This is a genomic window from Microbacterium sp. STRO-2N (genome assembly GCF_057747775.1).
The window spans coordinates 3,615,210-3,636,247 of the sequence record NZ_CM173223.1 but is presented as its reverse complement, the minus strand read 5'-3'; the positions used below and the strand labels follow the sequence as shown (position 1 = coordinate 3,636,247).

The window sequence follows — 21,038 nt, the reverse complement described above, 5'->3', positions numbered from 1 at the left end:
CCGACGGACGCGGCGCCGGCGGACGCGGCGCCGGCGGACCCGGCCTTCAGCGCGCCGGCACGCCCAGCGCCACGCCGCCGAAGTGGCGGCGCATCGCGAGGCGGGCGCCGTCGGGGTCGCCGGCCGCGATCGCGTCGACGATCTCGTAGTGCACGCTGTCGGTGCGGACGCGACCGTCGGGTCCGGTGCCGCGCTCGGCCACCTCCTGGCGGCGCGCGGCGATGTCGTCCCGCAGCACATGGCTGAGGCCCTCGTGAATGAACCGCAGCACCGAGTTGTCGACGATCAGCTGCAGCCTCCGGTGGAATGCGACGTCGGCCTCGTGCGCGTCTTCGAGGTCCCCGGCCGCCTGCGAGGCCACCATCCGGTCGACGTCGCTGCGCAGCTCGGCGACCTGCTCCGGCGTGGCGCGCCGCGCGGCGGCCTCGGCCAGCGCCTCCTCGAGCAGCAGACGCGACTCCGAGAACTCGGCATCCGTCAGATACCCGAGGTCGCGTGCGATGCGGAAGTACGTGCGCACGAAGTCGTAGGAAGGGCTCGCGAGGTAGGTGCCCCGGCCCTGTGTGCGGTCGATGAATCCGAGCCGTTCGAGCACCGAGAGCTGCTCGCGCAGCGCGCCACGGCTCATCCTGAGCGCCTCGCCGAGCACGCGCTCGGGCGGCAGGCGCCGTCGTCCGGTGTCTTCGTCGAGTGTTGCGAGCTCGCGCAGGCGCGCGACGAGCGCCTCCAATTGATCCGGCACAAGAAACCTCCCCAGAAGGCGGCGGACCCGCTCCCCAGTGGGTCTCGCCATTCCGCATGCTACATGCCGGATGCCGTCTGGTAGAACCAATCCGTCAGAACACCTGCACGAACCGCTCGTGCCAGCCGGTCGCTCCGTCCGGCGCGGGCGCCGCACGATCGGGCGTCTGGCGCTCCCCGTCCTTGCCGGTCGCGCGGCAGCGGAGCAGGTGTTCGCCGGCCGGCGCCTCCCAGGGCAGGCGCCATTGCACCCACGTGTCGTCCGAGATCGCGCTCGCGAGTGTCGCCTCCTGCCATGGTCCGTCGTCGACCTGCACCTCGACCGCGGCGATGCCGACGCCCTGGTGCCATGCGACCCCCGCGATGACGGCATCCCCCGCGCTCAGCCCCTGCCCCTTGCGCGGCACGTCGATGCGGGACTGCAGCTTGATCGGCCCACGCTCGGACCATCCGCGGTCGGTCCAGTACGCCCGTGCCCGGTCGAAGCGGGTCACCTCGAGGCTTTCGACCCACTTCGTCGCCGACACGTACCCGTACAGGCCCGGCACGACCAGCCGCGCCGGGAAGCCGTGCTCGATCGGCAGCGGCTCGTCGTTCATGCCCACCGCGAGGATCGCGTTGCGCCCGTCGGTGAGGGATTCGAGCGGAGTGGATGCCGTGAACCCGTCGACCGAACGCGACAGCACCATGTCGGCATCCGCCGCGGGCCGCGCCCGCTCGAGCAGGTACCGCACCGGATACCCGAGCCACTTCGCGTTGCCGATCAGGGTGCCGCCGACCTCGTTCGAGACGCACGCCAGCGTCGTCCAGCTCTCTTCGAGCGGCAGCTCCATGAGCTCGTCCCACGTGAGCTCGAACTCGTCGGCGACCATGCCGTGCACGCGCAGGCGCCAGTCGTCGGGGTCGACCTCCGGCACGATGAGGGCGGTGTCGATGCGGTAGAACCGGTCGTTCGGCGTCACGACGCGGGCGAGCCCCGGTATCGCCAGCTCGGCTCCCGAGGGGACGGGGGATGCCTCCGTCGCCGCCGCCGGCAGGCGCACCGCCCGTCGGATCGCGGCGACGGTGGCCGAGGCGGTGCTGCGGACACTGCCGACGGCGGCCGCGAGGATCCCCGCGGCCGCCGCCGCGCCGGCCCACGCGAAGAACGCGCGCCGGCTCGGCGGCAGTGGCCTCGCACCCGCGGCGCGCTGCGGTTCGTTCGTCACGGATGCACGCGAATCGGCGGGATCGGCGTGCATCTGTGACGACCGGGCGGCGGAGGCGTCGGCGTCGGCCGGCGGCGGTGCGGCGGATGCGGCGGATGCGGCGGAGCGCAGCATCCGTGCCAGCAGCCACAGCGCGATCGAAGCCACCACGGCCGCCACGACGGCCGGTGCCCAAGCGAGCGGGCCCGCACTGGGCCGGGTCGCGGCGACGACCGCGCCGACCGCGCCGACGCCGGCGGCGACGACGAGACCCCACGGCGGGAACCGCGCCTGCAGCCACCCGGCCAGCGCGGCGACCACGAGCAGGACGAGCGCGATGCCGACGATGAGCGCGATCTTGTCGGCGGTGCCGAAGAGCGCGATCGCGGCATCCTTCGCCCACGTCGGCGCGATGTCGATGAGCGCCGAGCCGATCGCGGCGACCGGGCTCGATGCCGGCGCCACCGCGCCTGCGACCAGCTCGCCCGCCCCGGCGCCGAGCACGACGGCGGCCACCCCCGCCACCCAGGTCAGGGGTGCCGGGGCACGATCCGCAGGCTGCGCCGCCACGAGGCAAGCGTACGTCCGCCGGCACCCGTCAGGGTCGCCCGAAACAAGGCCGCAACGCGGCGCGGTTAGGCTCGTCGCATGGGTGATCTGTTCGACGGCTACGGCTCCACGCTGGCGCCGCGAAAGACGCCCTCGGGCGTCCCGCCGTTCGACGAGATGTTCGGCAGTCCCGCCCATCCGGGCGCGCCCGCCGAGTCGCGCGCGGCCTACCGTGAGCTCTATCAGGCCCTCGCGCAGATGACCCAGGAGGAGCTCCGCGGGCGTACCGACTCGCTGGCCAGCTCGTACCTCGCGCAGGGCGTCACCTTCGACTTCGCCGGCGAGGAGCGTCCGTTCCCGCTGGATGCCGTGCCCCGCGTCATCGCGTACGACGAGTGGTCGCGCATCGAGGCGGGGGTCAAGCAGCGCGTGCGGGCGCTGGAGGCCTTCCTCGCCGACGCGTACGGACACCAGCACTGCGTGCGCGACGAGGTGCTGCCGGCCCGGCTGATCTCGAGCTCGCAGTACTTCTACCGTCAGGCCGCCGGCATCGTGCCCGCCAACGGCGTGCGCATCCAGGTGTCGGGCATCGACCTCATCCGCGACGAGCACGGCGAGATGCGCGTGCTCGAAGACAACGTGCGCGTGCCGTCGGGGGTCTCGTATGTGATCTCGAACCGGCGCGTGATGGCGCAGACGCTGCCCGAGCTGTTCGTCTCGATGCGCGTGCGCCCGGTGGGTGACTACCCCAACAAGCTGCTCGCGGCGCTGCGCGCGTCCGCGCCCGCGGGCATCGAGGACCCGAACGTCGTCGTGCTCACGCCGGGCGTCTACAACTCCGCATACTTCGAGCACACGCTGCTCGCGCGGCTCATGGGCGTCGAGCTCGTCGAGGGCCGGGACCTGCTCTGCATCGGCGGCAAGGTGTTCATGCGCACCACCCGCGGGCCCAAGCGCGTCGACGTCATCTACCGCCGCGTCGACGACGACTTCCTCGATCCGCTGCAGTTCCGCGCCGACTCGATGCTCGGCGCCCCCGGCCTCATGCTCGCCGCGCGACTGGGCAACGTCACGATCGCCAACGCGGTCGGCAACGGCGTCGCCGACGACAAGCTGCTCTACACCTACGTGCCCGACCTCGTCCGGTACTACCTCGCCGAGGAGCCCATCCTCAAGAACGTCGACACGTGGCGGCTCGAGGATCCCGAGGCGCTCGAAGAGGTGCTCGACCGGCTCGACGAGCTCGTGGTGAAGCCGGTCGACGGCTCGGGCGGCAAGGGCCTGGTGGTGGGGCCGGATGCCTCACCCGCCGAACTCGCCAAGCTCCGGCAGCGCCTGCTCGCCGACCCTCGCGGCTGGATCGCCCAGCCGGTCGTGATGCTCTCGACGATCCCGACCCTCGTGGAGGACGGGATGCGCCCGCGCCACGCGGATCTGCGGCCGTTCGCCGTCAACGACGGCGAGGACGTGTGGGTGCTCCCCGGCGGGCTGACGCGCGTCGCCCTGCCCGAGGGTCAGCTCGTCGTGAACTCGAGCCAGGGCGGCGGCTCGAAGGACACGTGGGTCATCGGCGGATCCGCCCCCGCCCACGTCGAGTACGGGCAGGGGCAAGGCGTCTCGGGGCTGGTCGCGGACCAGGCGGCGAGCGTCACCGCCGCGATCCCGATCATCTACGACGCGCAGTCCGAGCCGACGCACTCACCGCAGGATGCCCCAGGCTCCCGGGTCGAGCAGCGGGAGCAGCAGCAGCAGGCGCAGGTCGAGGCATCCGTCAATGCCCACCGTGTCCCGATTGCGGCGGGCCATGTCCCGCAATCCGCCACAAGGGAGCCCGGGAACGACAGAGATCGGGACATGCTCGAGGGCGGGACGCCATGCTGAGCCGCGTCGTCGTGTTTCGATACGGTCGCAGAGCGACCTCCTCAACAACCTGCCTCGGATCGAGGTGTGACGAACGTGCTGAGTCGCATCGCTGAAAGTCTGTTCTGGATCGGGCGGTACATCGAGCGCTCCGACGGCACCGCGCGCATCCTCGACGTCCATCTGCAGCTGCTGCTCGAAGACCCGTGGATCGACGAGGACACCGCGTGTCGGTCGCTGCTCAGCGTCATGGGGTCGCTGCCGCCCGAGGGCGTCGAGCACGTGCGCCGCGGCGATGTGCTGTCGCGTCTCGCCGTCGACCGCATGAACCCGTCGAGCATCGCCTATGCGCTCACCGCCGCCCGAGAGAACGCGCGCCGGGCGCGCGAGATCGTGTCGAGCGAGCTGTGGGAGACGCTCAACACCACGAACGCACGGATGCCTCGCCGCCTGCAGAACGACCGGGTGCACGAGTTCTTCCAGTGGGTGCGCGAGCGCGCTGCACTCGCGGTGGGCATCGTGGACTCCTCGACGAGCCGGGACGAGGCGTGGCAGTTCTTCACGCTCGGACGCAGCATCGAGCGCACCGACATGACGGCGCGCCTGCTCGCCACGCGGTCGCTGACCGAGGCATCCGGTCCGTCGTGGACCACCATCCTGCGTTCGTGCGGGGCTTATGAGGCATACCTGCGCACCTACCGCGGCATGCCCAGCGCGCGCAATGCGGCGGAGTTCCTGCTGCTGGACCGCCTGTTCCCGCGCTCGATCATCTACTCGATCCAGCGCGCCGAGGAGTGCATGAGCGCCATCGATCCGCGCGCGGACCGAGTCGGCCACTCGAACACGGTGCTGCGGGCTCTCGGGCAGATCCGCAACGAGCTCGAGTACCGCCCCATCTCCGAGATCCTGAACGAGCTGCCGCAGCACATGCAGCGCGTGCAGACGGTGACGCGCGAGGCGTCCGAGGCGATTCGCGGCCGGTTCTTCCCGACGCAGGCCGAGCCCAGCTGGATCGGAGAGATCTCATGAAGAGACTGCGCATCGAGCACCAGACCGGGTTCGGCTATCAGGGCGATGTCACCGCGTCGTACAACGAGGCGCGCATGCTCCCGGTCTCGACCGACAGCCAGTTCGTGCTCAACTCGTCGCTCGACATCGAGCCCTCGACATCCGTCAATCAGTACGTCGACTACTTCGGCACGCGCGTCGCGGCGTTCGACGTGCTCTCACCGCACTCGGCGCTGACGATCACGGCGCGCTCGCTCGTCGAGGTGCGCCCGCGCCCGCTCGAGCACATCGACATCACGTGGGACGCGCTCGCACGCGAGGTGGACCGCTCGATCTCGACCGTCGAGCAGCTCACTCAGACCGGGCGCACGCGGCCGCACGCCGAGGTGGCCGAGTTCGCCCGCGCGATCGCGGCGGAGCACGACAGTCCCGGGCAGGCGGCGCACGCCATCGCGGTCGCGGTGGGGGATGCCGTCGAGTACATGCAGGGCATCACCGGCGTGCACTCCACCGCCAGTGAGGCGTGGGAGGCGCGCAAGGGCGTATGCCAGGACATCGCGCACATCACGCTCGGCGCCCTGCGCGAGGTCGGCATCCCCGCGCGCTACGTGTCGGGATACCTCCACCCGCGTCCTTCGGCCGAGGTCGGCGTGGCCGTCACCGGCGAATCGCACGCATGGGTCGAGTGGTTCGCGGGCGAGTGGCAGGGCTTCGACCCCACCAACAACATCGAGATCGGCGACCGGCACGTGCTCGTCGGCCGCGGCCGCGACTACAGCGACGTGCCGCCGCTGCGCGGCGTGTACGCCGGGCCGTTCAAGAGCAGCCTGCACGTGAAGGTGACCATCACCCGCGAAGCGTGAGCTCGCCGGATCCGAGATCGAGAACTGCACGGTTTCCGGATGCCGGGGCTCAGCCGAACCCGGAAACCGTGGCGAAGCCGGATCTCCGGGTCCGCAGCGAACGCGCCGCGAGCGGCGGCGCGGTCGCTCAGGCGGGCGGATTGTCGGGGTCGAGGGTCTTGAGGGTGTCCTCCTCGACGGGGTTGTCGGCGTCGAGCTGCTCCTCGGTCGTCTCGTCGCCGCCGGTCGGGCTGTCGTCCTCGGGCAGCCGGGCCTCGGGGGTGTCGTTCTCGCTTCGCCGCTCATCCATGGGGCCACCGTACGCCGAGGGGCGGCGCCGAGACGGGCCCTTGACGGACGGCCCGGATGATGCCACCGTAGAGCGGTCTACATTATGTAGAGCGGTCTACGGATCGCTCCTCGATGGAGAGGATCGACGATGACGTCACTCGTGAACAACCGGCTCGGAAGCGGGCCGAGCGTGCGCAGGCGCGCGACGGCGCTCGTGCTGGGTGTCGCACTGGCGGCCGGTGGGGCCGTGGTCTCGGCAGCAGCGCCCGCCGCCGCCGTGAACTGCTCAACGGTGCCCTGGATGGACACCTCGCTGCCCGCCGAGGAGCGTGCGCACGCGCTCCTCGATGCCAGTTCGCAGCATCAGAAGTACCGCTGGCTCGTCGAACAGCCGGCGAACACGCCTGCCCGCACCACGTGGAACCCCGGGTTCGCGGGCGAAGCGCCCGTGGTCTACCCCGAACAGGTCCCCTGCACGCCGACCGTGATCTACGCCAACGGACCCGACGGCGTCTACCAGTCCGCCGGCACGACCGCGTGGCCGGGACCGATCGCCGTCGCCGCGACGTGGAACCTGGAGCTGGGCGAGCACAAGGCGGCTGCGCACGCGGCCGAGTCGTTCGACAAGCGCAGCGCGGTGATCCTCGGACCCGGCATCGCGTCCGGCCGCACGCCGCTGTCGGGTCGCGGCTCGGAGTACTTCGGCGAGGACCCCGTGCTCTCGGGGCTCATGGCCGCGGCGAACGTCCGCGGTCTGGAAGACGGCAACCCCGACAAGCCGGTGATCGCGAACCTCAAGCACTACGTCGCGAACGAGCAGGAGGAAGCACGCCAGACGAGCTCGTCGAACATGGACGAGCGCACCTTCAAGCAGATCTACGACCTGCCGTACGAGATCGCCGTGCGCAAGAGCGACCCCGGCAGCCTCATGTGCTCGTACAACCAGGTCAACGGCGTGTACGCGTGCGAGAACGACATCCTCACCACGAGCCTGCGGCAGGACTACCCCTTCGAGGGATACGTCATGAGCGACTTCGGCTCGGTGCACTCGACCGCGCCGTCGCTCAACGCCGGGCTCGATCAGGAGCTGAACCGGCCACGGTGGTTCACCCCCGCACGCCTGGACGCCGCGCTCGCCGCGGGTGAGATCGCGCAGGAGCGGGTCGACGAGGCCGCCTTCCGCGTCGTGCACTCGTACATCGCGGGCGGACTCTTCGACCACCCGGTGCCCGCCACGCCCGTCGCGAACGTCTCCACGCCCGAGCACAAGGCCCTCGCCAGGGAGATCGCCGAGCAGAGCACCGTCCTCCTCAAGAACGACGGCGCGCTGCCGCTCGCCGAGGGCGACCTCACCGTCGCGGTCATCGGCCAGACCGCGTCGAGCGTGCCGACGGACGGCGTCAGCGCCAAGACCGGCTGCGGATGGGACTTCCCGTTCGGACCCGGTGGTCCGGTGCTGAACTGCGACGCGATCGTCGATCCTCTCACCGCGCTGACCGAGCGGGTGACCCAGGCGGGCGGCGAGGTGGTGTACGACAACGGCGCCGACGCGGCGCATGCCGCGGCCGTGGCATCAGCGGCGGACGTCGCGATCGTCTTCGGGCACTACACGATGGGCGAGAGCCAGGACCTGCCCGACCTGCGGCTGGACGGCAACGGGGACGAGCTGATCGCGGCGGTCGCGGCATCCGCTCCCCGCACCGTGGCCGTGCTCAACGCGGGCTCCGCGGTCGAGATGCCCTGGATCGGGGACGTCGACGCGGTCTTGCACGCCTGGCATTCGGGTGAGCAGTTCGGCCCGGCGCTGGCTGCCCTCGTGTACGGCGACGTGAACCCGTCGGGGAAGCTGCCGATGACGTTTCCCGCGTCGCTCGCCGACACGCCCACGGCGGGATCGGAGGCCCAGTACCCCGGACTGCCGGACGAGGAGGGGATCCTCCAGGTCGACTACGCCGAGGGGCTGAAGGTCGGCTACCGCTGGTACGAGGCCGAGGGCATCGAGCCGCTGTTCGGGTTCGGCCACGGGCTCAGCTACACCGAGTTCTCGTACGACAAGGTCACGGTGACGCCGAGGTCGACCACGGGCGACAAGGAGATCCGGGTGCGGTTCCGGCTCACCAACACCGGGGACGTCGCCGGCACCGAGGTAGCGCAGGTGTACCTCGAGCTCCCGGATGCCTCGGGGGAGCCCTCCAAGCGCCTGATCGGGTGGGAGCGCGTCACGCTCGAGCCCGGCGAGCACCGGAACGTGCAGGTCACGCTGTCGGCCGAGGACCTCGCCGACATGCACCTGCTGGAGTACTGGGATGCCGCCGCGTCCGCGTGGACGACCGCTCCCGGCACCTACGTGGTCACCGTCGGTGGTTCGATAGATGCCCACGCCGAGGCATCCTTCTCGATCCGGTAGGGCCGGCACCGGATGGGTCGGCGGCGCGCGTCGCCGACCCATCCGGCGGCTGCGCCCGCTCCCCGCCGTTAGCCTCATGTCATGACAGTCGAGCGACCACGTGCGGCCACGATCGAGGACGTCGCGCAAGCCGCGGGCGTCTCGCGGGCCGCGGTGTCGAAGGTGCTGCGCAACGCGTACGGCGTGAGCGATGCGATGCGCGAGCGGGTGACCGCTGCGATGGCCGAGCTCAATTATCGTCCGCGCATCGCCGCTCGGGCGATGCGAGGCCGCACGTTCACGATCGGGATCGAGCTGCCGGACCTGTCGAACCACTTCTTCGCCCGGATCGTGCAGGGGGCGAACGCCGCGCTGGAGGGCACGCCGTACCAGCTCATCATCGCCCCGGCCGAGGTCGGGTCGCGCAAGGGCTTCCGGGCGCTCGAAGCGCTGGTCGACCGGCAGGTCGACGGGCTCATCGCCGTCTCGCCCCGCGTCGACGAGACCGCGCTCGAGCGCATCGCCGCATCGCTCCCGGTCGTCATGTTCGGACGCCACGACACCTCGGAGCGCTACGACGTCGTGGCCGGCGACGATGCCGCGGGCGCCCGAGCGGCGATGCGGCACCTGCTCGAGCTGGGGCACCGCCGCATCGCGCACCTCACACTCGGGGAGTCCGACCACAGGGAGCCGTTCCCGCACGGCGTGAGGCTGCGCGAGTACTCGCGCGCGATGGCCGCGGCGGGCCTCGCCGACGAGGCGGTGGTATGGCGCACCGACGAGGGCGAAGGCAACGCGTACGACGTCGTGCGCCGCGAGATCGCCGGGGGCACCGAGGTGACCGCCGTGTTCGCAGCTCACGACGAGCTCGCCTTCGGAACCCTTCGCGCGGCGCTCGATGCGGGTCTGCCGCTCGCGGTCGTGGGCTATGACGACGTTCCGCTGGCGTCGCATCCCGCGTTCGGGCTGACGACGGTTCATCAGCCGGGCGAGGCGATGGGCGCGCGAGCCGTCGAGATGCTGCTCGAGCGGTTCGCGGGCCGGGCCGAGCCCGCGCGTCAGACGTTCGACGCAGAGCTGATCGTGCGGGCGTCCACGCGGCCGCCGGCCTGACCCCAGCCGGCCTCGACAACGCCGATCCGGGCCGCGTCGGGGGAAGCAGACGATCGTCGCGAAGGAGCAGATGTGGAACATCAGGAACGGGCGCTCGACGCCTATGTCGAATCGGTGCGCAGGGAGCCCGGCGCGCTCGCCGTGGTGCTGGTCGGATCCGTCGCCCAGGGGAGGGAGCGCGAAGACTCGGACGTCGACGTCTACCTCGTCGTCGACGACGAGCGGTTCGCAGCCGAGACCGCGGCGGGGCGCTTCGCGTGGATCGAGCGCCAGGGCGTGGACTACCCGGGCTCGTACATCGACATCAAGCTCGCGAGCCCTTCGTACCTGGAACGGGCCACCGAGCGCGCGGACGATCCCACCAGGGCGTCGTTCCTGAGCGCCCGGGTGGCGTGGAGCGAGCTGCCCGGCCTCGAGGGGCTCATCGACCGGATCACGTCGCTGCCCGATGACGTGTGGGACGAGCGCGTGCGCTCGTATCTCTCGCAGGCGCGGCTCTACGGCGGCTACTTCCTGCGGCAGGCGGTCGAGCGCGACGATCCGTTCCTGCGACGCCACGCCGGCGTGCACCTCGCGCTCGCGGCGGCGCGAGCCGCTCTGGCCGCGGCGCACGTCATGCTGCCGGGCCCGAAGTACGTCTCGAAGCTCGTCCGCACCGTGCCCACGCCGGCGGGCTTCGTCGACGCGTGGGAGCGCGTGGTCGAAGAGCCCGACACCGCCTCCGGCCAGGCGCTCCTCGACATCCTGTTCCCGTGGCTCGGCGAGGGGCTCGACCCTGCCGACACCCTGTCGATCTTCATCCGCGACAACGAGCTCGCGTGGCTGCGCGGCACGGTGCCGGCCGAGTACTGGTGAGACGGATGTCGCGGCTCAGCCCTTGACGGCTCCGCTGGTCATGCCCGCGACGATCTGCCGGTTGAAGAAGATGTACATGATCAGCGGCGGGATCGTGATGAGCAGGATGTCCATGAACAGCAGGTTCCACTGGCTCGCGGCCTGGCTCTGGAAGTTGTAGAGCGTCAGCTGCACCGTCGCGTTCGCATCGCCGGGCAGGAAGTACAGCGGCCCGGTGAAGTCGTTGAACACCGCGACGGCCTGCACCACGATCACGGTCACGACCACCGGCTTCAGCAGCGGCAGCACCACCGTGAAGAAGAGCCGCATGGGGCCGGCGCCGTCGATGATCGCGGCCTCGTCGAGCTCCTTGGGGATCGTCGCCACGAACGCCCGGAACAGCAGGATGCAGAACGACAGGCCGAAGGTGGCCTCGATGAGGATCATCCCCGGCATCGTCTTGAAGATCCCGAGGGTCTGCATGACCCAGATCGTCGGAACGACCGCGGGCGGGACGATGAGACCGGCGAGCACGAAGAAGTTGATGAGGTGGTTCCAGCGGGACTTGCGCCGCTGGAGCACGTACCCGACCATCGCGGCGAACACGACCATGATCGCGACGGACGCGATCGTGAGGATCGTGCTGTTGACGAACGCGCGCACGATGATGAAGTCGCGCGTCTGCAGCACGGTCAGGAAGTTCTCCCACAGGTGCCAGCCCTGCTGCGGCAGCGAGAACTCGAAGAGCGACGCCTCCTGCATGTTCTTCGCGGCGGTCAGGAAGATGAACGCGAACGGCACGATGAACACGACGATCGAGGCGAGGATCGCGATGATGCCGAGCAGGTACTTGCGCAGGAATCGCTTCAGCGTCATCGGCCGGCGGTCCTGGCGGATCCGGGAGGGCTTGGCCCCCGCGGTGGTGAGGGTGCGCGTGAGGGTCATGACTCCACCTGCCGGCGGTTGAGGAGGTACGAGATGGGCACGATGATCGCCGTCACGATGATGAACAGCACCACGTTGCCGGCGGTCGAGAGACCGTAGAAGCCGGCTTGGTACTGCTTGTAGATCACCGACGCGATGACGTCGCTCGAGAATCCGGGGCCGCCGCGTGTCATGGCCCAGATGAGCTCGAACGAGCGCAGGCCGCCGATGAGCGAGAGCAGCACGACGGTCGCCGTCGCGGGGCGCACGAGCGGGAGCGTGATGTTCCAGAAGCTCTTCCACGCACCGGCGCCGTCGACCTTGGCCGCCTCGAAGTACTCCTGGGGGATCGCCACGATGCCGGCGATGTAGATCAGCGTCGCGATCCCGACGCCCTTCCAGACGTCGACGAGAGCGACCGAGAACAGCGCCCACGCCGGGTCGGTGAGCCAGCCCGGCCCCTCGATGCCGAACGTCGCGAGAGTCTTGTTGATGAGCCCGTCGAACGGGTCCATCAGGACCTTGAACGTGATGCCGACGCCGATCGTCGAGACCAGCACCGGGAAGAAGATCGTCGAGCGGAGGTAGCCGCGGCCGAGGATCGAGCCCGTGAGCAGCACGGCCAGCGCGAGGCCGAGGACCACCTTGAACGCCGACGTCAGGAATCCGTAGACGAACGTGTTGATGAGGCCCTGGAACAGCATCGGCTCTGTGAAGAACGTCACGAAGTTGTCGAGGCCGATGAACTCGACGTCGAAGAGCGACCACCGCGTCAGCGCGAAGTAGAACGACGCGAACGTCGGCACGGCGAAGAGGACGACGTAGAGCACACCGGACGGGATGTAGAACCACGTCGGGTACATGCTCTTCATCGGCCTGCGCTTCGCGCGCGGGGGCGGCGGGGCGGTCTTCTCGCGCGGGCGTTCCGCGATCGTCGTCATCTCATCTCCATTGATGTGGGTGGGGGCCGTGCCGCGGGCGACACGGCCCCCACCGACGGACAGGTTTCAGGCCCGGTGTCTCACCAGCCTTCCAGGCCGAGCTGCTGCGCCTGCTTGACGACATCCTCGTCGTACAGGGCGGCCCCGTCCTCAGCGGAGCGGATGCCCGACCCGACCTCGACCGTGATGTTCTCGAGGTTCGGCCCCTTGATCGGCGAGAGGAACTCGAGCGCCGGGTTGGTGTTGCCCTCGTCGAAGTACGGCTGCATGTCCTTCAGCAGGCCGGGGACGTCGTCGGGCAACGTGCAGGCGCTCGTCGCGAACGGCCCGCTCGGCACCATGACCTCGGTCTGGATCTTGCAGCCGCCGGCGTCGTTGATGAACGCGACGAACGTCTTGGCGGCCTCGAGCTTGTCGCCCTCGGTCGTCTTGGGGATGTAGACGGCGTTGGGCAGCCACACCGTGAGCTTGGTGTCCTCGGCGTTCTGCGCGGGAAGCGGGAAGACGCCGATGTTCTCGAGCTCGTCGGGGTAGTTCTGCTGGAACGTCGTCACGATGCCGGTGAGGATCGGGTAGTGGGCACCCTCTCCCGTCGCGACCATGCGTGCGCCGTCGTCGTAGAGCGCCGAGGCGAAGTCCTCGTTCCACCAGCCCGCGTCGAAGCCCTCCTGCTGGTTGGCGAAGCCCTGAAGGGCCGGCTCGTCGACGTACTTGCGGTTGCCCGCGGTGTACTCCTCGGCCCAGTCCGGGTCCTGCGCGAGGACGTTCCCGAAGTCTCCCAGCACGAAGAGCTGGCTGGTCCAGGTGTCGCCGTAGGTCTGGACGACGGGGGCGATCCCGGCGGCCTTGATGGCCTCGTTGTTCGCGGCGAACTCCTCCCAGCTCGTGGGCACCTCGAGACCGAGGTCGGCGTAGACCTTCTTGTTGTAGACGACCGCGCCGGCCTGGGTCGAGCCGAATGGCGCGCCGTAGATGCCGTTCTCGGTGGACACGACCGCCTTCATGGTGTCGATCAGGTCTGCGACCCACGGCTGGTCATCGAGGGGCACGAGGTTCTGATCGGGATTGAGCGCCTGGAACAGCGATCCCGAGTTGTATCCGAAGACGTCCTCCATCTCGCCGGTGGCCAGCTTGGTCTTCATGAGGTTGTCGCCCTCGGTGCCGGCCGGCTGAGTCTCGAGCCGGACCGTGATGTCGGGGTTCTCCGCCTCGAACGCCTCGATGAGCGCCTCGGCGACCTCGACGTTCGTGCCGGTGTTCTGGGTGAGGAACGAGATCTCGACCGTTCCGTCGCCACCCCCGCCGTCTCCGCCGCTGCAGGCCGCGAGCGGGAGCGCCAATGCGGCGATCCCCGTCGTCGCGACGAGCAGTCTCCGGGTTCGATTGCTCTTCATCCTTTACCTCCTTGTAAAGCCGAGCGGCCGATTCCGCCCACGCTGCCGGATTCCCTGGTGCTGCGCCGAATGGTCGTTGAAACCATTCAACTCCTCGTAAGGTACGTCGCGCAAGCAAGGTCGTCAACAGTCATGTCGAAACCGGCCGTCACGATCGTGTAACGGTCTACACTCTGGTTGACAACGAACCATGAATCGTTTCACGATGGAGGCACGGGCGGCGACGCTGCTGTCCGGCGAAAGGACTCCGGCCATGACGGCGCTTCCCCTCCCCTCAGAGCCCGACCTCGCCACGACGGTGGTCGGCCTCCGCACGCAGCACGCTCCGGGACTCCTCGGCGTCCCGCGCTCCGGGCTCCGGCTCTCGTGGCGCATCACGAGTTCCGACGCCGACGCGCGCGTGCTGGGCTACCAGATCGCCAGCGGATCCGAGCACGACGACCTCGCCGAGTCCGCTGCCGTCGCGGATGCCGACGCGACCGGCGCGCGCATCGAGGGCGATCTCCGCGCGGGCGAGCGCCGGGCGTTCGCGGTCCGGGTGGCGACCGCCGCGGGCTGGTCGCCGTGGAGCGATCGCCTCATCGTCGAGGCCGGTGTGGACGGACCCGAGCTCGAGGCCGATGTCGTCGGCATCGACGCGCCGGTGGACGGACCGGCGCAGCTGCTGCGCGCCGAGTTCTCACTCGAGCACCGCCCGGCCGCAGGACGGCTGCGTCTGAGCGCGCTGGGTCTCGTCGACGCGTGGATCAACGGCGTCCGCGCGACCGACGCGCACCTCACGCCCGGGTGGACCTCGTACCAGGAGCGGATCGTCGTCGACACCCTCGACGTCACCGACCTCCTCCGCGAGGGGCAGAACGTCGTCGTCCTCGCGGTCGCCGACGGCTGGTACCGCGGCAGCTTCGGGTTCGCACGCCGCACCGAGATCTACGGCGACCGGCTCGGCGCGCTGGCGCAGATCGAGGCCGATGGCCGGGTGGTCGCGAAGACGGATGCCTCGTGGCGAGGCGGATTCGGAGCGGTCCGCAGTGCGAGCATCTACGACGGGACCGTGATCGACCTGCGCCTGGATGACCCCGCCGCCCACGAACCGGGGTTCTCGGGCGAGGGCTGGGCCGCGGCATCCGTCATCTCCGTCGACCGGACGCGATTCGTGCCCCGGTCGGCCCCGCCGGTGCGGGTGATCGCGGAACTGCCCATGTCGGTGTCGACGCACGCGGGTCGCTCGCGGCTCGACGGCGGGCAGAACATCGCGGGGTGGGTGCGGCTGACGGTGCGCGGGGAGGCCGGCGACACCGTCACGGTGCGGCACGCCGAAGTCCTCGAGCCGTCCGGAGATCTGCACCTGACGGCGCTGCGCTCGGCGAAGGCGACCGACGTGTACACGCTCGACCGCGACGGCGAGCACACGCTCGAACCGGCGTTCACGTTCCACGGCTTCCGCTACGCCGATGTCGAAGGCGCGGAGGTCGTGTCGGCGGTCGCCGTCGCGATCTCGAGCGACCTCGCGCCTCGCAGCTCGTTCTCGTCGTCGCACGCGGCGCTGGACCAGTTCCACTCGAACGTGCTGTGGTCGCTGCGCGACAACTTCGTCTCGGTGCCGACCGACTGCCCGCAGCGCGACGAGCGGCTGGGATGGACCGGCGACGCCCAGGCGTTCGCCGCGACCGCGTGCACGCTCGTCGACTCGGAGGCCTTCTGGCGGTCGTGGCTGACCGACCTCGCGATCGACCAGACCGACGCCGGAGTTCCCTCCGTCGTGCCCGACATCATCCGCCCGCAGGACATCGTCATGCAGGGCGGCCCGATCGAGAACATGGGGCGGGCGGGTTGGGCGGATGCCGCCACCATCGTGCCGTTCGCCGTGTACGAGTCGTACGGGTCCGCCGAGATCCTGTCGCAGCAACTCGACAGCATGCGCCGGTGGGTCGAGCACCTCCGTCGGCGCGCCGGCGACGACATCGTGCTGCCGCCGTCCTTCCAGTACGGCGACTGGCTCGATCCCGACGCGCCGGCCGACCGGCCATGGGAGGCGAAGGTCTCGAGCGACTACGTCGCGAACGCTTTCTACGTCCGTTCAGCACGCCTGCTCGCGCGCGCCGAGCGCCTGGTCGGCGACGCCGTGCGGGCGGACGATTACGAGCGGCTGGCGGACCAGGTCGCGGCCGAGACGTTCGCGCGCTGGGGCGAGGCGGCGATCGCGACCCAGACGGGCGCCGCGCTCGCGATCGAGTTCGGCATCGCACCCGAGGAGCGGCACGCCGAGATCGCGGCCGCCCTCGCCGAGAACGTGCGTCGCGAGGCCGGGCGCATCGCGACCGGTTTCCTCGGCACGCCGCTCGTGCTGTTCGCGCTCTCGCGATTCGGGCACCTCGACGAGGCCTACCTCATGGTGCTGCGGCGCGAGGCGCCGTCGTGGCTGTACCAGGTCGACCGCGGCGCCACCACGGTGTGGGAGCGGTGGGACGCGATCCTCCCCGACGGCTCGATCCACTCCGGCGCGATGGACGCGGCGCCCACCGAGGGCGGTCCCGAGAACACCGGAATGCTGTCGTTCAACCACTACGCATACGGGGCCATGATCGACTGGGTGTACCGCACGGTCGCGGGCCTCGCGCCGGCGGAGCCGGGCTACCGGGTCGTGCGGGTCGCGCCGCGTCCGGCCGACGGGCTGGACCGGGCCTCGGCATCCATCGACACCCCCTACGGCCGCCTCGCGATCGACTGGCGGCTCGCGGGCGAGCGGTTCGAGGCGAGCCTGGAGGTGCCGTTCGGGTGCCGCGCGCGGCTGGACCTGCCGATCACGGCCGACTCCGACATCACCGTCGACGGCGAGGCACCGTCACGAGAGCTCGGCCATGGCTCGCACCGCATCGTCGTGACCGCGCCGGCGGTCGCCCGGCCGGAGGTGACCGTCTCCGCCTGACCCGTCACGGCCGCGTCCACGCAGAGCCGCCGCAATCCGACCGATCCGAAGCACCGGACCCGCACGAAGGAGCGCCATGAGCAAGCCCACCGCCCGCATCGTCATCGAAGCCCCGTACCGCAGCGACGTCGTCGCCACGCCCGCACCACGCATCGGCTGGCGCACCGAGACCGATTCGCCGGGCTGGCTCCAGGCCGGAGCGGAGCTCGAGCTCGTCCGGCGGGACGGGTCGGAGACCCATCGCGTCGACGGCCGAGACTCGCACGGCGTCGAATGGCCCTTCGGACCGCTCGCGCCGCGCGAGGAGGTCGCGCTTCGCGTGCGGGTCACCGGGCAGGACGGCGCCGAGGGAGCGTGGAGCGAGCCGCGGAGGATCGTGGGCGGCTTCCTCGGGGACGAGGAGTGGACCGCGGAGACGATCGGGCTCGCCGACCCGGAGCAGGACGCGCAGCCCGCGTACCTGCGGACGGAGTTCGAACCGGCGAGCCCCGTGCGGCGCGCGACGCTGTACGCCACTGCGGTGGGCGTGTACCAGGTGGCTGTCAACGGCGCCGACGTCGACGACCATGTCATGAAGCCGGGCTGGACGCCGTACCGGCAGCGGACGATCCACGAGACGACCGACGTCACCGCGCTCGTGACCGAGGGCCGCAACGCGCTCGGCGTGCGCCTGGCGGGCGCGTGGGCGACCGAGAGGTTCGGGTTCCGCGACAGCGCCCAGCGCCACTACGGCGACCAGCCGCGCTTCGCCGCGCAGCTGCTCGTGGAGTACGCCGACGGGTCGAGCGAATGGGTGGCGACGGATGCCTCGTGGCGGGCGTCGACCGGACCGCTCACCGCGAGCGGCCTCTACGCCGGCGAGGACTACGACGCGCGCCGCGCGCTCGTCGATGCGACGGGTCGCGGCTTCGCGGAGGCCGGATACGACGACTCCGGATGGCGTCCTGCCGCGGTGCTCGACGCCGTCGCGACGCCCGAGGCGCGTGTGTCGCCGTTCGTCCGCCGGCTCGAGGAGCTTCCCGTGCAGGAGGTCATCACGACACCGAGCGGCAAGACGGTGCTGGACTTCGGCCAGAACCTCGTCGGGCGGCTGCGGATCCGGGTCGAGGGGCCCGCGGGCACCGAGGTGACGCTGCGTCACGCGGAGGTGCTCGAGCACGGCGAGCTCGGAACGCGGCCGCTGCGGGCCGCGGCGGCCACCGACCGGTACGTCCTGTCGGGCGAGGGTGTCGAGGAGTGGGAGCCCGAGTTCACGTTCCACGGCTTCCGCTACGCGGAGGTCTCGGGCTGGCCAGGCCAGTTCGACCCGTCCGCCGTCACCGCGGTCGTGATCCACAGCGACATGGAGCGCACCGGCTGGTTCGAGGCATCCGACCCGCTCGTGAACCGCCTTCACGAGAACGTGGTGTGGGGACTCCGCGGAAACTTCCTGTCCGTGCCGACTGACTGCCCGCAGCGCGACGAGCGCCTGGGCTGGACCGGCGACATCCAGGTGTTCGCGCCGACGGCGTCGTTCCTGTACGACGTACGCGGCTTCCTGGACTCGTGGCTGCGCGACCTCGCGATCGAGCAGTCGGAATCGGACGGGGTGGTGCCGTTCGTGGTGCCGAACGTGCTCGGCCCGGCGCGTCCCGCCGCCGCGTGGGGCGATGCCGCGACCGTCGTGCCGTGGGTGCTGCACGAGCGCTTCGCCGACACCGCGACCCTCGAGCGGCAGTACCCGAGCATGAAGGCATGGACCGACGTCCTCATCGACATCGCCGGCGACCGGCGGCTGTGGGAGGGTCGGTTCCAGTTCGGCGACTGGCTCGACCCCGACGCGCCGCCTCACCTGCCGGCGAACGCGAAGACGGATGCCGACATCGTCGCGACCGCGTACCTCTTCCGCTCCGCGGACGCCGTCGCTCGCGCCGCCGAGCTGCTCGGCCGTGCGGACGAGGCGGTCGAGTACTCGCGCATCGCCGACGAGGTCCGTGCCGCGTTCAACGCCGAGTACGTCACTCCGGCGGGGCGCATGATGTCGGACGCGCAGACGGCGTATGCGCTCGCGATCGTCTTCGACATCGCACCGGCAGAGCAGCACGCGGCGCTGGGGGATCGGCTCGCCGCGCTGACGCGCCAGTCCGGCTACCACATCGGGACCGGGTTCGTCGGGACGCCGATCATCCAGGACGCACTCACCCGCACGGGCCACGTCGAGACGGCGCGCCGGCTGCTCGTGCAGACCGAGAACCCGTCATGGCTGTACCCGGTGACGATGGGAGCGACGACGGTCTGGGAGCGGTGGGACTCGATGCTGCCCGATGGCACGATCAATCCGGGCGAGATGACGTCGTTCAACCACTACGCCTTCGGGGCGATCGGCGACTGGCTGCATCGCGTGGTGGCCGGCCTCGCCCCGGACGCCCCGGGGTACGCCCGCATCCGGATCGAGCCGCGACCGCTGGGCGGCTTCGACCACGCATCGGCCGAGCACCTCACGCCCTACGGGCGAGCTCGCTCCGCGTGGACGCGCGCCGACGGCGTCATCCGAGTCGAGGCCGTGATCCCTCCCAACACCACGGCGACCGTCGTGCTGCCCGACGGGCGATCGCACGAGGTCGGGTCGGGCGCGCACGCGTGGGAGGTCGCCGACGTCGCGGAGCAGGTCGCGCCGGCGCGCGTGGGGCTGGACTCGAGTCTCGCCGACGTCATCGACGACTCCGAGGCGTACAGGGCGGTGCTCGACGTGCTCGGGGCCGACTCGCCCGACGCGGCTGAGAGATTCCGGACGACGACGAAGTGGGTGCCGGGACGGGAGCTGGGCGAGGCCCTGTTCATGGTCGCGGGGCCCGACCTCCAGCGGGCGATCGAGGAGCGGCTGGCGGCGGTCTCCGCCGAGCGCCGGCGATGACATGGTGAGCGTGCGGGATGTCGCGGCTGCGGCGTCCGTGTCTGTGGGCACCGTGTCGAACGTGCTGAACCGGCCGTCGAAGGTGTCGCCGGCGACCGTGGAGCGGGTGATGCGGGCGATCGACGAGCTCGGGTTCGTGCGCAACGACGCCGCCCGGCAGCTGCGCGCCGGCCGCAGCCGCAGCATCGCGCTGATCGTCCTCGACGCCGGCAACCCGTTCTTCGCCGAGGTCGCCCGGGGTGCCGAGGATCGGGCCGCGGAGTCCGGGATGAGCGTGCTGCTGGGCAACAGCGACGAACGCACCGACCGTGAGGAGGCGTATCTCGACCTGTTCCGCGAGCAGCGCGTCAACGGCGTGCTCGTCACCCCCGTGGGCGCCGACCTGTCACGACTGGACCGCCTCCGCAACGGCGGGGTGCCGGTGGTCCTCGTCGACCACGAGGACGCCGAGGACTCCCCGCGCGCGCTCGCGTCGGTGTCGGTCGACGACGTCGAAGGCGGCCGCCTGGCCGTCGGTCATCTGCTTTCGGCGGGAAGGCGCCGGGTGGCCTTCGTCGGCGGGCCGACGACGATCCGGCAGGTGGCCGACCGGCTCGAAGGCGCCCGACGAGCAGTGGATCAGGTGGAGGATGCCTCTCTCGAGGTGATCGAGACGCCCGCGCTGTCCGTGCTGCAGGGGCGCGCCGCCGGTGAGGCGATCCGCGCGCGGCCCGCCGCGGCGCGGCCGGACGCGGTGTTCGCCGCGAACGACCTGCTCGCGATCGGCGTGCTGCAGGCGTTCTCGGTGTCGCCCTCCGTCGCCGCGCCGCACGACATCGCACTGATCGGCTACGACGACATCGACTTCGCCTCGGCGACGGTCGTGCCGCTGAGCTCGATCCGCCAGCCCGCCCACCTCATCGGCTACACCGCTGTCGACCTGCTGCTGACCGAGCTCGACGACCCTGACGGCGGGCACGAGCGCCGCGTGAGGTTCCAGCCCGAGCTCGTGGTGCGTGAGTCCACAGGCGGCTGAGCCCGCAGGCGCTGCCGGCGGCGCGGCGTTCGGGTGTCACGACACGCGGTATCCGGCGCGGGTTGCCGCGTGTTGTGACACCTGAGTCGGGGGCCGTCGCGCGGACTGGTGTTGGGGTGTCACGACACGCGGTA

Annotated in this window: 15 protein-coding genes; 9 read left to right on the top strand and 6 right to left on the bottom strand. The window is 70.7% G+C overall.

Annotated elements, in window-relative coordinates:
- Window positions 1-46: 46 nt before the first annotated feature.
- Window positions 47-793, bottom strand: a complete 747-nt coding sequence (locus AC3ANN_RS16715; protein WP_488338507.1) for a FadR/GntR family transcriptional regulator — start codon at window positions 791-793, stop codon at window positions 47-49.
- A gap of 43 nt (window positions 794-836) precedes the next feature.
- The gene (locus AC3ANN_RS16710; protein ID WP_488338506.1) at window positions 837-2,498 is read right to left on the bottom strand and encodes a molybdopterin-dependent oxidoreductase; all 1,662 of its coding nucleotides are present in this window, start codon (window positions 2,496-2,498) and stop codon (window positions 837-839) included.
- A 78-nt stretch (window positions 2,499-2,576) separates the two neighbouring features.
- On the opposite strand from AC3ANN_RS16710, the gene AC3ANN_RS16705 reads away from it, so the two are divergent.
- From AC3ANN_RS16705 to AC3ANN_RS16695, 3 genes are all read left to right on the top strand, one after another.
- Window positions 2,577-4,358 carry a circularly permuted type 2 ATP-grasp protein gene (locus tag AC3ANN_RS16705; protein WP_488338505.1) on the top strand — a complete coding sequence of 594 codons (1,782 nt, stop codon included), beginning with the start codon at window positions 2,577-2,579 and terminating at the stop codon, window positions 4,356-4,358.
- Window positions 4,359-4,433: 75 nt separating this feature from the next.
- Window positions 4,434-5,366, top strand: coding sequence for an alpha-E domain-containing protein (locus AC3ANN_RS16700; RefSeq protein WP_488340859.1), 933 nt, complete (start codon window positions 4,434-4,436; stop codon window positions 5,364-5,366).
- Window positions 5,363-6,208 (top strand): transglutaminase family protein, encoded by an 846-nt coding sequence (locus AC3ANN_RS16695; protein ID WP_488338504.1) that lies wholly within the window; start codon window positions 5,363-5,365, stop codon window positions 6,206-6,208. Before AC3ANN_RS16700 ends, AC3ANN_RS16695 begins: the two co-directional genes overlap by 4 nt.
- A 127-nt stretch (window positions 6,209-6,335) precedes the next feature.
- On the opposite strand, the gene AC3ANN_RS16690 is transcribed toward AC3ANN_RS16695, so the two are convergent.
- Window positions 6,336-6,497: a hypothetical protein gene (locus AC3ANN_RS16690; protein WP_488338503.1), complete on the bottom strand. Its 162-nt coding sequence runs from the start codon at window positions 6,495-6,497 to the stop codon at window positions 6,336-6,338.
- 129 nt (window positions 6,498-6,626) lie between these two features.
- Here AC3ANN_RS16690 and AC3ANN_RS16685 point away from each other — a divergent pair, with 129 nt between their 5' ends.
- The 3 genes from AC3ANN_RS16685 to AC3ANN_RS16675 all read left to right on the top strand — a co-directional run bounded on the left by AC3ANN_RS16685 (window position 6,627) and on the right by AC3ANN_RS16675 (window position 10,832).
- Entirely contained in the window at window positions 6,627-8,885 is a 2,259-nt protein-coding gene (locus AC3ANN_RS16685; protein WP_488338502.1) for a beta-glucosidase family protein, read from the top strand.
- A gap of 81 nt (window positions 8,886-8,966) precedes the next feature.
- On the top strand, window positions 8,967-9,977 hold the full coding sequence (locus AC3ANN_RS16680; RefSeq protein ID WP_488338501.1) for a LacI family DNA-binding transcriptional regulator: 1,011 nt from the start codon (window positions 8,967-8,969) through the stop codon (window positions 9,975-9,977).
- Between the two features lie 72 nt (window positions 9,978-10,049).
- The gene (locus AC3ANN_RS16675; RefSeq protein WP_488338500.1) at window positions 10,050-10,832 is read left to right on the top strand and encodes a nucleotidyltransferase domain-containing protein; all 783 of its coding nucleotides are present in this window, start codon (window positions 10,050-10,052) and stop codon (window positions 10,830-10,832) included.
- Between the two features lie 15 nt (window positions 10,833-10,847).
- Here the strand turns inward: AC3ANN_RS16675 and AC3ANN_RS16670 are convergent, their stop codons facing one another.
- The 3 genes from AC3ANN_RS16670 to AC3ANN_RS16660 form a co-directional block, all read right to left on the bottom strand.
- Window positions 10,848-11,756 carry a carbohydrate ABC transporter permease gene (locus tag AC3ANN_RS16670; RefSeq protein WP_488338499.1) on the bottom strand — a complete coding sequence of 303 codons (909 nt, stop codon included), beginning with the start codon at window positions 11,754-11,756 and terminating at the stop codon, window positions 10,848-10,850.
- Window positions 11,753-12,676: a carbohydrate ABC transporter permease gene (locus AC3ANN_RS16665; protein WP_488338498.1), complete on the bottom strand. Its 924-nt coding sequence runs from the start codon at window positions 12,674-12,676 to the stop codon at window positions 11,753-11,755. Before AC3ANN_RS16665 ends, AC3ANN_RS16670 begins: the two co-directional genes overlap by 4 nt.
- 80 nt (window positions 12,677-12,756) lie before the next feature.
- Window positions 12,757-14,070, bottom strand: a complete 1,314-nt coding sequence (locus AC3ANN_RS16660; RefSeq protein ID WP_488338497.1) for an ABC transporter substrate-binding protein — start codon at window positions 14,068-14,070, stop codon at window positions 12,757-12,759.
- A gap of 253 nt (window positions 14,071-14,323) precedes the next feature.
- Here AC3ANN_RS16660 and AC3ANN_RS16655 point away from each other — a divergent pair, with 253 nt between their 5' ends.
- From AC3ANN_RS16655 to AC3ANN_RS16645, 3 genes are all read left to right on the top strand, one after another.
- The gene (locus AC3ANN_RS16655; protein ID WP_488338496.1) at window positions 14,324-16,996 is read left to right on the top strand and encodes a family 78 glycoside hydrolase catalytic domain; all 2,673 of its coding nucleotides are present in this window, start codon (window positions 14,324-14,326) and stop codon (window positions 16,994-16,996) included.
- Window positions 16,997-17,072: 76 nt separating this feature from the next.
- Complete coding sequence (locus AC3ANN_RS16650) at window positions 17,073-19,889, top strand: family 78 glycoside hydrolase catalytic domain (RefSeq protein ID WP_488338495.1); 2,817 nt, start codon at window positions 17,073-17,075, stop codon at window positions 19,887-19,889.
- A gap of 1 nt (window position 19,890) precedes the next feature.
- Window positions 19,891-20,904 (top strand): LacI family DNA-binding transcriptional regulator, encoded by a 1,014-nt coding sequence (locus tag AC3ANN_RS16645; protein ID WP_488338494.1) that lies wholly within the window; start codon window positions 19,891-19,893, stop codon window positions 20,902-20,904.
- Window positions 20,905-21,038: the final 134 nt, after the last annotated feature.

Coding starts and splice junctions, on each gene's coding strand:
- AC3ANN_RS16715 (WP_488338507.1), bottom strand. CDS start 793: ATGGCGAGACCCACTGGGGAGCGGGTCCGCCGCCTTCTGGGGAGGTTT.
- AC3ANN_RS16705 (WP_488338505.1), top strand. CDS start 2,577: ATGGGTGATCTGTTCGACGGCTACGGCTCCACGCTGGCGCCGCGAAAG.
- AC3ANN_RS16695 (WP_488338504.1), top strand. CDS start 5,363: ATGAAGAGACTGCGCATCGAGCACCAGACCGGGTTCGGCTATCAGGGC.
- AC3ANN_RS16690 (WP_488338503.1), bottom strand. CDS start 6,497: ATGGATGAGCGGCGAAGCGAGAACGACACCCCCGAGGCCCGGCTGCCC.
- AC3ANN_RS16685 (WP_488338502.1), top strand. CDS start 6,627: ATGACGTCACTCGTGAACAACCGGCTCGGAAGCGGGCCGAGCGTGCGC.
- AC3ANN_RS16680 (WP_488338501.1), top strand. CDS start 8,967: ATGACAGTCGAGCGACCACGTGCGGCCACGATCGAGGACGTCGCGCAA.
- AC3ANN_RS16670 (WP_488338499.1), bottom strand. CDS start 11,756: ATGACCCTCACGCGCACCCTCACCACCGCGGGGGCCAAGCCCTCCCGG.
- AC3ANN_RS16665 (WP_488338498.1), bottom strand. CDS start 12,676: ATGACGACGATCGCGGAACGCCCGCGCGAGAAGACCGCCCCGCCGCCC.
- AC3ANN_RS16660 (WP_488338497.1), bottom strand. CDS start 14,070: ATGAAGAGCAATCGAACCCGGAGACTGCTCGTCGCGACGACGGGGATC.
- AC3ANN_RS16655 (WP_488338496.1), top strand. CDS start 14,324: ATGACGGCGCTTCCCCTCCCCTCAGAGCCCGACCTCGCCACGACGGTG.
- AC3ANN_RS16650 (WP_488338495.1), top strand. CDS start 17,073: ATGAGCAAGCCCACCGCCCGCATCGTCATCGAAGCCCCGTACCGCAGC.
- AC3ANN_RS16645 (WP_488338494.1), top strand. CDS start 19,891: ATGGTGAGCGTGCGGGATGTCGCGGCTGCGGCGTCCGTGTCTGTGGGC.